Source organism: Bacteroides sp. OF03-11BH, assembly GCF_003604005.1.
GTDB classification, from domain to species: domain Bacteria; phylum Bacteroidota; class Bacteroidia; order Bacteroidales; family Bacteroidaceae; genus Bacteroides; species Bacteroides ovatus.
This window is the reverse complement of the sequence record NZ_QTMW01000001.1, coordinates 132552-145984: the sequence shown is the minus strand read 5'-3', so window position 1 is coordinate 145984 and position 13433 is coordinate 132552. Positions and strand designations below refer to the sequence as shown.

10 protein-coding genes are annotated in these 13433 nt (G+C 42.6%); 1 reads left to right on the top strand and 9 read right to left on the bottom strand.

The window, feature by feature from the left end; genetic code table 11:
* Positions 1 to 16: 16 nt before the first annotated feature.
* Together DXA54_RS00605 and DXA54_RS00600 are read right to left on the bottom strand one after the other, a co-directional pair.
* Complete coding sequence (locus DXA54_RS00605) at positions 17 to 745, bottom strand: DUF5932 domain-containing protein (RefSeq protein WP_004295828.1); 729 nt, start codon at positions 743 to 745, stop codon at positions 17 to 19.
* 34 nt (positions 746 to 779) lie between these two features.
* Positions 780 to 5099 carry a DUF5113 domain-containing protein gene (locus tag DXA54_RS00600; RefSeq protein WP_165863204.1) on the bottom strand — a complete coding sequence of 1440 codons (4320 nt, stop codon included), beginning with the start codon at positions 5097 to 5099 and terminating at the stop codon, positions 780 to 782.
* Positions 5100 to 5252: 153 nt separating this feature from the next.
* Between DXA54_RS00600 and DXA54_RS00595 the strand changes: the two genes are divergently transcribed.
* Positions 5253 to 6191, top strand: coding sequence for a ribose-phosphate pyrophosphokinase (locus DXA54_RS00595; RefSeq protein WP_032847337.1), 939 nt, complete (start codon positions 5253 to 5255; stop codon positions 6189 to 6191).
* Positions 6192 to 6373: 182 nt separating this feature from the next.
* On the opposite strand, the gene DXA54_RS00590 is transcribed toward DXA54_RS00595, so the two are convergent.
* The 7 genes from DXA54_RS00590 to DXA54_RS00565 all read right to left on the bottom strand — a co-directional run bounded on the left by DXA54_RS00590 (position 6374) and on the right by DXA54_RS00565 (position 13324).
* On the bottom strand, positions 6374 to 7543 hold the full coding sequence (locus DXA54_RS00590; RefSeq protein ID WP_004325840.1) for a phosphatidylinositol-4-phosphate 5-kinase: 1170 nt from the start codon (positions 7541 to 7543) through the stop codon (positions 6374 to 6376).
* Positions 7544 to 7628: 85 nt separating this feature from the next.
* Positions 7629 to 8912 carry a M16 family metallopeptidase gene (locus DXA54_RS00585; RefSeq protein ID WP_004308899.1) on the bottom strand — a complete coding sequence of 428 codons (1284 nt, stop codon included), beginning with the start codon at positions 8910 to 8912 and terminating at the stop codon, positions 7629 to 7631.
* Positions 8913 to 8916: 4 nt separating this feature from the next.
* The gene (gene kdsB / locus DXA54_RS00580) at positions 8917 to 9669 is read right to left on the bottom strand and encodes a 3-deoxy-manno-octulosonate cytidylyltransferase (RefSeq protein WP_004303421.1); all 753 of its coding nucleotides are present in this window, start codon (positions 9667 to 9669) and stop codon (positions 8917 to 8919) included.
* The gene (locus DXA54_RS00575; RefSeq protein ID WP_004295821.1) at positions 9670 to 10056 is read right to left on the bottom strand and encodes a 2-amino-4-hydroxy-6-hydroxymethyldihydropteridine diphosphokinase; all 387 of its coding nucleotides are present in this window, start codon (positions 10054 to 10056) and stop codon (positions 9670 to 9672) included.
* Positions 10057 to 10060: 4 nt separating this feature from the next.
* Positions 10061 to 12385 (bottom strand): transglycosylase domain-containing protein, encoded by a 2325-nt coding sequence (locus DXA54_RS00570; RefSeq protein ID WP_004308897.1) that lies wholly within the window; start codon positions 12383 to 12385, stop codon positions 10061 to 10063.
* 253 nt (positions 12386 to 12638) lie between these two features.
* Positions 12639 to 12731 (bottom strand): smalltalk protein, encoded by a 93-nt coding sequence (locus tag DXA54_RS28110; RefSeq protein ID WP_004295819.1) that lies wholly within the window; start codon positions 12729 to 12731, stop codon positions 12639 to 12641.
* Between the two features lie 68 nt (positions 12732 to 12799).
* Entirely contained in the window at positions 12800 to 13324 is a 525-nt protein-coding gene (locus DXA54_RS00565; RefSeq protein ID WP_004295818.1) for an HU family DNA-binding protein, read from the bottom strand.
* Between the last annotated feature and the right edge of the window lie 109 nt (positions 13325 to 13433).

Below are 13433 nucleotides of genomic sequence, written 5' to 3'. Positions count from 1 at the left end.
ACCGTTAATACTTAATTTACTCTTCGTCAGGCTCCAGATTATCCAGATCAATAATACGCAATTCCAATGCACGTACTGCCAACCGGGTAGCATTCACTCCCACCCGTTCTCCATTCGGGAAAAGACGTCCAATAAGATCATTCTGCCGTTTCTCCAATGATTTCACACCAAAAGGCATTCCTTTCAGATTGGCAATCATCTCTTTCGTATAACCCAAAGCCAGATGACGGAGAAAACGTTCATCGTATTCATCAATATCATAGCTGATGACAGCCTCCTGACGCTTAGCATCATTGGCTACAGATTTCTTGAAACGATCTACAATCTTTTCCAGAATCGGATAGTTAAATACCAATTTCTTTCCATCCATCACAGCCTGTACATCTGTTTTCGTCAGTAGCTCACCCGTTTTGAGGATGATTCCATCGGCACCGGCATTCAATACGTCCACCCACAACTTTTCGTTCAGAATCTCACCCGTGAAGATCAATACCCGAACTCCTTTGTAACGTTTGAATATATTCTTGCAAATATCAACACCAATGGTCGTAGAACCTCCTAGTCCTAAGTCCAACAATACCAGATCGGGAAGCTGGGCCTCCATCAACGGCCAAAACTCACTTTCCGTCATTGCCGTGCCGATTACTTCTGCATTCGGTATTTCATGACGGAATATTTCTTCTGTCCCTTTCAACTCCAGTTTTACATCCTCTACAATAATAACTTTAAACTTCTGTTCTTCCATGTTCCTTATCTAATAACTTTTATGTGTTTTCCTTTTATCGGCGCGGAATAGTGAAATAAACTATAAACCCGCCGCCTTCAGCCGGCTCGGCATTGATACGGCATCCCCTACGTCCCGCAAATTCGTCGTGGTCGCGGATAATCTGCTTGCATACCAGATATTCCGTTCCCCTCAACTCCCCTTTTTCACCGGAAGTCATACGTGCCAGATTCGGATAAAATAGTTGATTCAACTCTTCCACACTCTTCTCACGTCTCGTATCCGTAAAGAGGAAACGAATATATTCATTATCCTTGCGCGCTTGCAGACGTATCACTCCATCTTCACGCACAGTCAATGCTTCATCAATCAAATTTTCCAATAGAAAACGCAACTGATTCACGTCTCCTATCACCTTCGCCTCCATCGGCTCTATTTCCAATTCTATCCTCTCCGGCCGATTCTTCATCAACTTCTTGAAATATTTTCCGGCAGCATCCAAAAGTTCCTGTACCGGAATCACCGTACGCCGGAAAGTGACCTCCTCCAATTGACGAGAAGCGCACGAACTCAAAATCGTAAAGATTCCCTTATAGTATTCAATCAATTCCGTCATAGTCTCCACCGCTTCACGCTCCTCCGTTTCCGAAAGATTCTGCGCATTCAACCGCCCTACAATCTGCTTGATTTTATTCGGATAATAAATCGTCTCATGTTTAATAGTCGACAGACAGTTGTCAAGCACCATATTCTGAACATGCAACATGCTGTCTTCCCAGGAAGCCCGACGTGTTTCTTCGTGTGCCGACTCGATATCCCGATATTTTGTAGCCAGCTTCACCACTGCGTTAAACACGACAATAGCCACATAACGAGCTACCAGTTCAAAAAGCAGTCGATCCGTCTCCTGTTCCGTTCCTTCTCTGCGCTCCAGATAAAGCACACCGACACATTGATGCTCGCCCCCTGCTTCCACCATCAGCGGAATTGCCTGAAGATGCTGCTCAGAAAGATATTCTCCGGCACTAAAACACTGCTCTACCATCTCCGGCATTTCCTGTCCGGGACGAGAAGCATATTCCAGCCGATGTGTCGTTTCATTATAAACGGCAATTCCCATCCGGTCAATCGTCAGTAATTCATTTACCGAACCGAATGCTTCATCCACAATCCGCTGCGGAATTTCTTTAAGCGTACTCTCTTCTCGTTGAAGTGCCTCTGCATTTTCCTGTTCCTGCGGTCTCACCAAAGATGCAGCAAACACCTTCTGGTTAATCTCAAGTACCTGTTCGAGATTCAAACGATTCTGCAAACGTTTTCTCATGTACAGAAAATAATATCCAACCAACGAAACAATCAATAAAACAAAGCATAAAATAATTCCTACCGTCTTATTGGTATTCGAACGCTCCAACTGCCGGCAATATGCTTCGAGGGTTTGATCCTCTCCCTGTAACTTATACAAATCTGTAAATGCCGAATTATTATAACTATAAGCATCCAACTGTTTCAAAGCCAGAAAAGCAACTGCCGCCTCATTCCTGATATCCAGAATTACATGATAATCCGAATCAAACAATTCGTTCCACCAACTGATTTCAGCAGGCGTTCCCTCACCTACCAGCTTCATATACCGATGTGGACGATCCGGACGCGCATATTTTTCATAATGCTCATTCAGAAATAGCATTGCAGAATCTATATATTGCAAAGCCAACTCATAATTTTCATCCACATTAGCAAAATAGGCAGCATTCGCATAATCCGACGCTACATCCAGCAAATCCTCATACGCAGAATCCATAACTACTACAATCGAATCGCCATCCTGCAACATGGGAGGAATCGGATCATGCAGACAAGAAACCATCCCCAACGGAAGCAACAAGCAAAGCAACAATACCCCCATTGCTTTACGCACTCCCGAAGGCAAACGAAAATAAAAACGGCTTCCCTTCCCCAGTTCACTCTCCACATCAAAAACGCATCCCCGGAATAAATCATTCGTTTTCTTATACTTCTCAATGATTCCCTTACAATTCATCAATCCGAAACCACTACCTTTGTTTTCTTTCAACACTTCCGGATCGGCCGCATTCTTCATTCCGATCACACGGGAATCATACACCTTCTCACCAATGATATGCGCCACATCCTCTTCGGAAATACCTCTTCCGTTATCCTCCACAGAGATCTCGACATACGCATCCTCCGTAGTACGGGCATACACTTTAATTGTTCCTCCTTCCGGAGTATATTTACGGGCATTTTCCGCCAGCGTATTAATCATAAACAAAGTTAGTGCCCGGTCGGCCTTCACCATAACCGTAGTCGGTTCAATTTCCAACTTCTGATTTTTCATTTCAAAAGCACGTCTTCCCTTGCCTAGCAGCTCAAACAGTTCATTGAGACTGAAAGTTTCAATATTCAGGCTAAGCGTTCCTTGCTTCATCTTAATCCAAAGAGCCAGAATATCGTTGTACTCATTAATCGTAGTTACCAGCTCATCAATGTATTGATACTTCTCTTTCTTAATCTTCGCATTATCAATATACCCCCGCTCCGTCAACTTATGCACTTCGTTCAAGATACGGTCAATATAAGGATTAATACCATTGACAATGCCCAGACAAGCCTTCTTTATAAGATTCTGACGTTTATTTCCCGCAATATGTTGTTCGTAAACATACCGTTGCTTTTCCAACTGCATCCGCTCGTCACTCAACGCTTCCACCATCTGCTCATTGTCCGCAGCCCAAACAATATACGGTTCAAGCACATGCACCAATGCTTTTTCATCACGGTTCAACCGATGCAGAGGAACCAGTGCCGCTTTTCCTTCCTCCGGAATTTCCAGTTGAAGACGTCCTTTCCCAAATAATTGATCGATACCTTGTTGAATTAATGGAACATTCATCGGAATGGACGAAGTTATATCCCGGCAAAGAGTCAGAATCCGTTGCAGACGCTCCACGTCTACCTGATTCCTTATTTTAGACCGTTTATTGAAAAACCACCAAAGAATAACCACCAATACAAGTCCGACAATAACCAAAGAAAGTACAAGCGTCATTTGTCGTGAATCGGCTTCCAATGAAAGATAGCGGCTCTCCAACTCCTTATCCTGACGGGTATAATTTAAAATATCCAAATATATATTCCGGTTGTAATCAGAAGCATACTTCATCCCGAGCCCCGCATACGACACACTCAATTGCTCCCGAATCCTTGAGATCCATTCAGGTACCGTTCTCACATCTTCCTGCATGATCCATGGAACCCCGGTATAAGTCGTATCTCCTTCTACAAAAACATGTAGTTTATCCAATGTATCCGCCGCATGGTGATAATAGAGCATGTGATGTTGATTCACACAATCCAACGCTTTTGCAAGCGTATCCAATGCCTCCGTATAACGTCCGTGCTCATTCATATATTTACCGATAGACACATACGCACCGGCAATCTGATACAAATCATTGTACTCACGAAATTTTTCAAGCGCACGCTGTGCCATTCGCAAAGGCAAAAGCGAATCTACGGGAAACCCAAACTGATCCAGCGCATATCCCCTTCTCGTCCGAAAAAGTTCGAAATTATTAGGTGAAACCATCAGATTAGCCAATCCTTGCAGACCATTTCCTTCGAAATAAGGATGATTAGTCTGAACAGCTGTCCGCCAGGTAATATAAAGTTGGTCGAACTCACGCATTTTCCGGTCTTCCGGCTTGGTTGCTTCCACCAACGAGGCCGAACCTTTAATATAATGATAATAAAGCAACTGATTAGTATCTGTCAAAGCTTCATCTTCCGGAATCCGGTTGAGAGATGTGATGGCCTCCTGCCGTTGCTGCAGATAATAGTAATAAATAGAAGAAACGATGAAAAATTCGGTGAATGCATAATCCAGCCGTAGCGCCTCGTGACGGTCGGCAAACAAATCACTCTCTTCACGAATACGTTTCATGCGCTTGAGCGCACTATTACGATAATCATAAAATTCTTTATTCATAGCCGTCCGCTGACAGATTTTCATCAGTCCGATGTCGGCAATCAACAGTTCGAGTTCATTTTTAGTCAGTTTATATACTTCCTTATGCAACGCTTCCGCCCGGTCAAAGTCCATAGCCATAAAAGCACAGAACCCCAGGTTGTTGGATGCTTCCGCTTTCCCCGACTTGTAGAAATTCACCTGCCGATAGGCTTCATTGGCATATTTATAAGAAGAATCCAGGCTTCGATAACGATAAGCATACGCTTTCCCGTTTAATGAATCAATCAGGCGCACCTCTTTGGTCGGCACCATATCAGTGCACGAAAAAAAAGAGGCAAACAACACTATACCTATTATATATAAAGGAAAGCGTGAACTCATTTTTGACTATTAACTGTTTTCAGAAAGCAAATCTACAAATATTTCCGATAAGTTGGAGAGAAAAATATTTTTTATACAATAAGTCCTTCTAAATAATAAGAGAAATTCCTACCTTTGCAGGCAAATTAACAAATAGGTAACATCTATTACAAAATGAGCGAAAAAGCACCCTTTATGGTATTCTCGGGAACGAACTCGAGATATCTGGCAGAAAAAATCTGCGCAAGCCTGGATTGTCCTCTGGGAAATATGAACATTACCCATTTTGCCGATGGCGAATTTGCAGTTTCATATGAGGAGTCAATTCGTGGCGCACACGTATTCCTGGTTCAATCCACTTTCCCTAATTCAGACAACCTGATGGAACTTCTCTTGATGATCGATGCTGCAAAACGTGCGTCTGCAAAGAGTATTGTAGCTGTAGTCCCCTATTTCGGATGGGCACGTCAGGATAGAAAAGACAAACCCCGTGTATCTATCGGCGCTAAGTTGGTAGCCGACCTGCTGTCTGTTGCAGGTATCGACCGTCTGATTACGATGGACTTGCATGCAGACCAGATTCAGGGATTCTTCAATATCCCGGTAGATCACCTGTACGCATCAGCAGTATTCCTTCCTTATATCCAGTCATTGCAACTGGAAAATCTGGTTATTGCTACACCGGATGTAGGAGGTTCAAAACGTGCCAGTACTTTCTCCAAATACCTCGGTGTACCATTGGTACTCTGCAACAAATCACGCGAAAAAGCCAATGAAGTAGCATCTATGCAAATCATCGGTGACGTAGAAGGTAAAAACGTCGTACTGATCGACGATATAGTTGACACAGCAGGAACAATCACCAAAGCAGCCAACATTATGCTGGATGCCGGTGCCAAATCAGTACGTGCCATCGCCAGCCACTGCGTAATGTCTGATCCGGCTTCTTTCCGTGTACAAGAGTCCGGTCTGACAGAAATGGTATTTACCGACAGCATCCCTTACGCAAAGAAATGCCCGAAAGTAAAACAGTTGAGTATTGCCGATATGTTTGCTGAAACAATCAAACGAGTGATGAATAACGAATCTATCAGTTCACAATACATCATTTAACAGATGACAAGTGATAAATGATAGTTGAAGTTACTTTCAACAGGAAATTATAAAATGGATAATGACCGCTTTGGGTTATTATCCATTTTTCTTTGTCCATACCAATTATCATTATTCCATCACCTGGTACATATATGCAAAAAAATAGGCCACGCAATGCGCAGCCCACTACCATTTATCATCTATTGAAGTCTTCCGAATTTATAGGTTCCTTTTTTAATCACCTTCCCATCTTTATCTGTTTCCACAAAAGGACCATTTTTCTTTCCTTGTTTGAAAAAGCCCTCGAAGCGATTACCATCTTTATCGATTTGTACGCCCTGTCCGTCTTCCAATCCGTCAACAAAGCCACCTTTATATTGCATCCCAGCAACGGTTTTCAGAGTACCCTGTCCATTGGGACGGTTGTCTTTCCAATCACCGTCATAAACATCGCCATTGCTCCATTTATAGACTCCTCTGCCATCACGTTTATTGTTTTTCCAGCTTCCTTCGTACACAGCACCATTCGCCCAGGTAAAAGTACCCTTTCCGTCTTGCATGCCATTTTTGAAATTACCTACATACTTGTCGCCGTTAGCATGATAATAAACTCCTTCACCGGTGCGTTCACCTAAGAGATAAGAACCTTCATAACGATCGCCCGTGTGAAAGTAGTAAGTACCTCTTCCGTGTTGAATATCATCCGCCCAGTCACCATCGTATTTATCTCCATTGGTATATTCAAATACCCCTTTTCCGTGACGGACATCATCTTTCCAATCTCCTTCATACTTACAGCCATCGTCCCAGTTCATGATACCTTTGCCGTTCTTCTTATCATTTTTCCAATGACCGGTATATTTGGCTCCATTCGCCCAAGTGTATGTACCTTCGCCTTCACGTTTATCATTCACCCATTTACCTACATACAAATCACCGTTATGATAATACATTGTTCCTTCACCATGCTGATAATCCTGATACCACATACCGTCGTAACGGTTGTTATTCATAAAATAATAGATACCTTTTCCATGCTGCTGATCCTGGAACCACTGTCCTTCGTACTTTTCTCCGTCAGGAAACATATAAATTCCATATCCTTCACGTTTCCCCTTCACATATTCACCTTCAAAGACATCACCGTTTTTAAAGACTGTTTTTCCTTTTCCATTCGGTTTTCGTCCTTTCATTTCTCCTGTATAGACACTGCCATCCTTAAAAGTATAGTTGCCAATCTTTATTTCAGTGGAGAATGTATCTTTAATTTTTCCGAAAAATCCGCCTTTTTTTCCTTCATTTTCTTGTGCCATCACTCCCTCTTGTGCAAGAAGAGCCAATAAAAGTGTAGTATATAGATATTTCCTCATTGGTTTTAGTCGTTACTCATTTTAGAATTACAATTTGGACAAAGATACAATTTCTATCCCAAACAGCCCACTTTCGGAAAGCAATTTATGACAACTTTTTACCTGCAATGACCTCTTTTAATGTCTCTTTGCACAAATAGCGCTGTGCCAAATCTTGTATTTCCATCGGAGTAACCTCATTCACAGCCAGCAGAGAACGTGAAAAGTAGTCATCATCCAGACCGGAAGTAGCTATGAAGATCCACGCATCCGAAAGTGAGAAAGGCGACTCATAACTACGGCACATTTCTCCCAACATATAGTTGCGCACGATAGTCAGTTCTTCCGCCGACACAGGTTCCTGATGCAGGCGGTCTATTTCATGATACACTTCCTGTATCAACGGTTCCACATATTCATTATCCGTTTCTGTCGAGATAGCCAATAGTCCGCTATCCGGATAAAACATGATTCCTGCCGAAATACCATAAGTATATCCCTTCTCTTCACGAATATTAGACATCAGCCGACTGCCGAAATAACCTCCGAATAAAGTCATCAATACCCGAAGTTTCAAATAATCAGGATGATTACGAGTAATGGTCGTATATCCCATCTTCACAGCACTCTGCATGGCGTCTTCACGCTCTGTAAAAATTCTCTTTCCGGGAACAGCAGTAAAAGGAAAACTTAATCTCGACACCTGCTGCTGATGCTGGCCGAAAGAAGTGCCGAATGTATCTGTCACCCGGCTGATAATATCCTCCGTCACCTTACCGGACAAAAAGATAGAGCAATTACCCGAATGATAATACCGTTCATAAAATTCACGGAGCACTTCCGGAGTGATGGCATGATAATCTTCCTCCACCACTATTTTACCACATGGATGCTGTTCACCGTAAAGCGACTGCAACAGACTGCGGTGTGCCAGGAAATCAACTTTGGAAGTATTGACCAGATATTGTTGGATATTGGTATCAAGGATAGTATGCAATTCCTTCTCCGGGAAAAGCGGTTCTTTAATCATAGATTCCACCACCTCCAATGTTTTCGCCAAATACTTATTCAGTGAATAAACAGTGATATATGCATATTCCGACGAACTGGACAATTCGAGCCATGAGCCGTAGTAATCCAGTTTTTCGGCAATGGTGGCAGCCGTATATTTTTTTGTACCTTCACGCAGCATCCGGTTCGTAAACAGAGCTTGCAGTTTCTGCGACTGTTGCCAGCGTCCCCCGGCAAAAAGCACATCTATGCGTACCACTTCCTGTTCACCCGCATTAATAACAGTCAACGGAATACCGTTTGGCAACGTCATTCGAACGGGAGGAAGTATACGAAAATTTTTCAGGGTTTGTATTTCAGGTTGTATCGTACGATCCATAAGATTAGATTCTATTCTTCAAAAATTCTTCTGCCCGTTCCAAGTCTTGTGGAGTATCGATTCCAATAGTTTCCACCTCACTGATACCGACCTTTATTTTGTATCCGTTCTCCAGCCAGCGAAGCTGCTCCAAAGATTCGGCCAACTCCAAAGAAGACTGTGGAAGCATAGTAATCTCTTTCAGCACCTCTGTACGATAAGCATACAATCCGATGTGCTTGTAGTAGGTATGTCCCTTCAACCAGTCCTGTTTCTCGGCATTCCGCTGATAAGGAATGATAGAACGGCTAAAATAAAGTGCATTCCAGTTCTTGTTGACTACCACTTTCGGTGAATTCACGTTTTCCAGTACGGCAAACGGTTCATCAGCAGTAAAAGGCTTCACCAACGTAGCAATCTGCGTGGTTGCATCATCGAAACAAGCCTTTACCGCATCCAGTTGTGAAGGCTGAATAAAAGGTTCATCTCCTTGTATATTCACTACGACGTCAAAATCACCTCCAATCTTGGTACAGGCTTCATAACAACGATCCGTACCACTTTTGTGGTGAACGGAAGTCATCACAACCTTTCCCCCGAACGCCTTAACAGCAGCTTCAATGCGTTCATCATCCGTAGCTACATAAGCGTCATCCAAAACGCCTGCCACTTGTTCGTATACGCGTTGTATGACTGTTTTTCCGCCCAACATAGCCAACGGTTTCGCAGGAAAACGAGTGGATGCATAACGGGCAGGTATAATTCCAAGAAATTTCATCTACTTAATAAATAATGAAGAATGGAAAGCAGATAATGACTGTTGTATATATCCCCTTTGCCAATCCTCCGGTTTTAATATTTTGTTATCATATAAAAGCATGTCAATATCCAGACAAACCTTCTCCTCTTTCTTATCCTCCGGACGACGTCCGGACCTCCGTTCTATATCTTTCAGCGTTTTCCTCACCACCTCTTCATCCTTATCGGAAAAGAACAGAACCACTTGGTTGGAAAACAAGGCCGGATTCTTAAAAAACAAAGGTTTAGTTTCCAGTTCGGGAGCAAAACATATAGAAGAGAACGATTCTGTCAGCTTCTGCCTGGCAAAAGTCAAGTTCTCTTTCCTGTTGTAATTACTCCCTATGCAAACAATATACTTGTGCACTTCTTTAATTGAAAAGATCGTCCAGTCCTCTTTCTTCCACTTCGCCATCAGGAGTTTCCGAACCGGCACACGGGTCAAACCCTTCAGGGAGTTTGAATCTCTCCTGCTGGTCATATCCCAAGGTCGGATCGTCATACACTTTCTTCATATACATTGCCCAGATAGGCAAAGCTGCAGCAGCCCCCTGTCCATAGGTCATTCTACCGAAGTGAATATCACGTTCGTCCCCTCCTACCCAACAACCGGATACCAGTGAAGGAGTGAATCCCATAAACCAGGCATCGGAGTTATCATTGGTCGTTCCTGTTTTTCCACCCATATCAGCGGTAATTCCATATCGACGAACACGTCCACCCGTTCCCTCGTTGATAACGGCACGCAGCATAACCAGCATTTTGTAAGTGCTCGACGCGCTTATCACTTCTTCCATTTGCGGTGCAAAAGTAGAAATGACATTGCCATCACTATCCTCAATGCGGGTAACGAACAATGGAGCCACCCGGATTCCTTTATTGGCAAAAGCTGTGTATGCGCTGACCATTTCACCGACAGAAATTTCACAAGGTCCCAGACAAAGTGAAACCACCGGATCAATTGCTTTATTACGTACACCGAAACTATGGATCAGGCGTACCAAATCATACGGATTCAACTTACCCATCAGATATGCAGAAATCCAGTTATCGGAGTTTGCCAATCCCCATTTCAGAGTTACCATTTCTCCATAACGCTTATCATTTGCATTACGTGGTGTCCAGGGAGTTCCATTCTCATCAATCAAAGTTTGCTCTACGTGGCGTGCCTGATCGCAAGGAGAAAATCCGTTCTCCATTGCCAATGTATATAAATACGGCTTAATAGTAGAACCTACCTGACGACGTCCTACCATCGCCATATCATACTGGAAATATACATAATTCGGTCCGCCCACATAAGCCTTCACGTGTCCGTTTGCCGGATCCATTGACATAAATCCCGTCCGCAAGAAAGATTTGTAGTAGCGGATAGAATCCATCGGTGTCATAATCGTATCTTTATCACCCTTCCAGGAAAAGACAGTCATTTCTTCCGGTGTATCGAACGCCTTACGAATCTGTTGTTCCGAAGCTCCCGCCTCTTTCATGAGGCGATAACGTTCCGTTTGTTTCATTGCTTTCGTCAACAACTCTTCCACTCGTTTTTCCGGTAGTGAACGTGCATACGGAGCATTCTTACTTCCCTCTTTTTCTTTGAAGAATATAGGTTGCAGATAATCACCCAAATGCTCTTTTACAGCATCTTCGGCATACTGCTGCATACGTGAATTGATAGTTGTATAAATCTTCAATCCATCTGTATAGATGTTATAATTTGTACCGTCTTTCTTCTTGTTTTTCGCACACCAGCCATATAACGGGTTAGTTTCCCAAGCGATAGAATCCTCATAGAATTTCTGCATTTGCCAACCACGATAATCACTTCTTACCGGTTTCGGTGCTGTCATGACGCCGCGGAGATATTCACGGAAATAAGTAGCCAGCCCCTCTTTATGGTCAACACGATTGTAAGTCAGTTTCAACGGAAGAGCCTGCAAAGAATCACATTCTGCATCTGTGATATATCCGGCTTTACGCATCTGCTCGAGCACCACATTACGACGGCCACGGGAACGTTCGTTGAAACGAACCGGATTGTAAAGTGACGGATTCTTACACATACCCACCAATGTAGCTGCTTCTTCAATCTTCAAGTCCTTCGGTTCACAGCCAAAATAGGTATATGCAGCAGTTTTGATACCAACAGCATTATTCAGAAAATCAAATTTATTGAGATACATACTCAATATTTCCTCTTTGGTGTAGTAACGTTCAAGTTTCACCGCAATCACCCATTCAATCGGTTTTTGGAAAAGACGTTGAAGTGTATTTCTAGCCACATTTTCCGTAAACAACTGTTTAGCTAGCTGTTGTGACAAGGTACTACCCCCACCTGCATTTTTCTGAAACATCAAACCACGTTTCACAAACGCACGGAACAATGCTTTGGCATCAATACCCGAATGCTCGACAAAACGAACATCTTCCGTTGCAATAAGAGCATTGATAATACTGGGTGACAAATCCTTGTAAGCCGTGTACACCCGGTTTTCCTTGCTGTAAGACCATGTACCAAGCACTTTCTCATCTTCAGAAAAAATCTCTGTTGCAAATTTATAGCTCGGGTTCTCGAGTTCCTCTACAGGAGGCATATAGCCAATCCAACCCTTTGAAATGGAGACAAAGACTATAACAATAGCCAATACTATGACTGCCAAGAATATCCAAAGAGCTTTTATTATTTTTCGAATCATGTTTTTTCTCGCTTAAAATGACGCATTTAATTAAGATGCAAAGGTAGATAAAATCCGCTATTCAGCCAACGAGTTTGATTATAATTTCTATTTTGTTAAAATATAGAGCGATACTCCTAACAAATAGCATGAAACAAAACAAAAAAGAGCATTTTTCAAGAAAGCAACCCTCTTATTATATCTAAACACAAACAGGCGGGAAAAATCCCGCCTGTTATTCATTCATAAATATACCTATTTATAAGATAATCAATTACAAGGTTGCTGCCTGCACACCTACCACTCCGGCAATCGCACCGGCAACAGCAATAATCACTTTCAAAATAATACTCCACGTTTTTTTCATAGACATTTCTCTTTTTTAATTAAACACTAAATGAACACTCTAACCGTCAGCTATTAATCAACAAGACATTAAGCTGCGGGATCCGGTGCCTCTCCGCTACCGCCACCTTCATCTCCGCCACCTTCGCCTTCATCCGGTTTCTCGGGATCTTCCGGAGATACAGTAACGCTAATTTTCTTCAGATATTCATCCAGACTGATCAGATCTAACTTCTCATCTGCACGGGTAGCAGTTTTGGTGACACGCAACTCTTTATTAGCTTGGAAAAAGATACGAACACTATCCACACTCTTAGCATTAATATCCTTCGCCAACTCCGCACCTTTCGAACGGGCAGTCAACATAAACACACCCAAACCTTCGATATTCACAGACTTACCTTCCAACAACTGCTCCTTCATTTTTTCCACAAAATTCTGGATTACACTCTTGATGTCACCGATAGACAGCGAAGAACGATCCTGCATTTTCTGTGCAATATATTTCAGGTTGACGGACTGACCTAAAGTGATCAGATGCGGATAATATCTCTTAGGAGAATTGGGAACACGCGGATCTGTTGGCCGCGTAATGACTTTGTAAATTACACTCATACTACGTTTTTTTAAAGATTTAAATTCAAGTTTATTTATTCACCTTTTGTTGATCAACAATGCAAAGGTGAAACTTTTATTCCGGATAGAAAAGAAAAAAGCCCCTTAC

Bases quoted from the DNA above. Each gene is read 5' to 3' on its own strand.
- DXA54_RS00605 (WP_004295828.1), bottom strand. From the start codon at position 745: ATGGAAGAACAGAAGTTTAAAGTTATTATTGTAGAGGATGTAAAACTG.
- DXA54_RS00600 (WP_165863204.1), bottom strand. From the start codon at position 5,099: ATGAGTTCACGCTTTCCTTTATATATAATAGGTATAGTGTTGTTTGCC.
- DXA54_RS00595 (WP_032847337.1), top strand. From the start codon at position 5,253: ATGAGCGAAAAAGCACCCTTTATGGTATTCTCGGGAACGAACTCGAGA.
- DXA54_RS00590 (WP_004325840.1), bottom strand. From the start codon at position 7,543: ATGAGGAAATATCTATATACTACACTTTTATTGGCTCTTCTTGCACAA.
- DXA54_RS00585 (WP_004308899.1), bottom strand. From the start codon at position 8,912: ATGGATCGTACGATACAACCTGAAATACAAACCCTGAAAAATTTTCGT.
- kdsB (WP_004303421.1), bottom strand. From the start codon at position 9,669: ATGAAATTTCTTGGAATTATACCTGCCCGTTATGCATCCACTCGTTTT.
- DXA54_RS00570 (WP_004308897.1), bottom strand. From the start codon at position 12,385: ATGATTCGAAAAATAATAAAAGCTCTTTGGATATTCTTGGCAGTCATA.
- DXA54_RS28110 (WP_004295819.1), bottom strand. From the start codon at position 12,731: ATGAAAAAAACGTGGAGTATTATTTTGAAAGTGATTATTGCTGTTGCC.
- DXA54_RS00565 (WP_004295818.1), bottom strand. From the start codon at position 13,324: ATGAGTGTAATTTACAAAGTCATTACGCGGCCAACAGATCCGCGTGTT.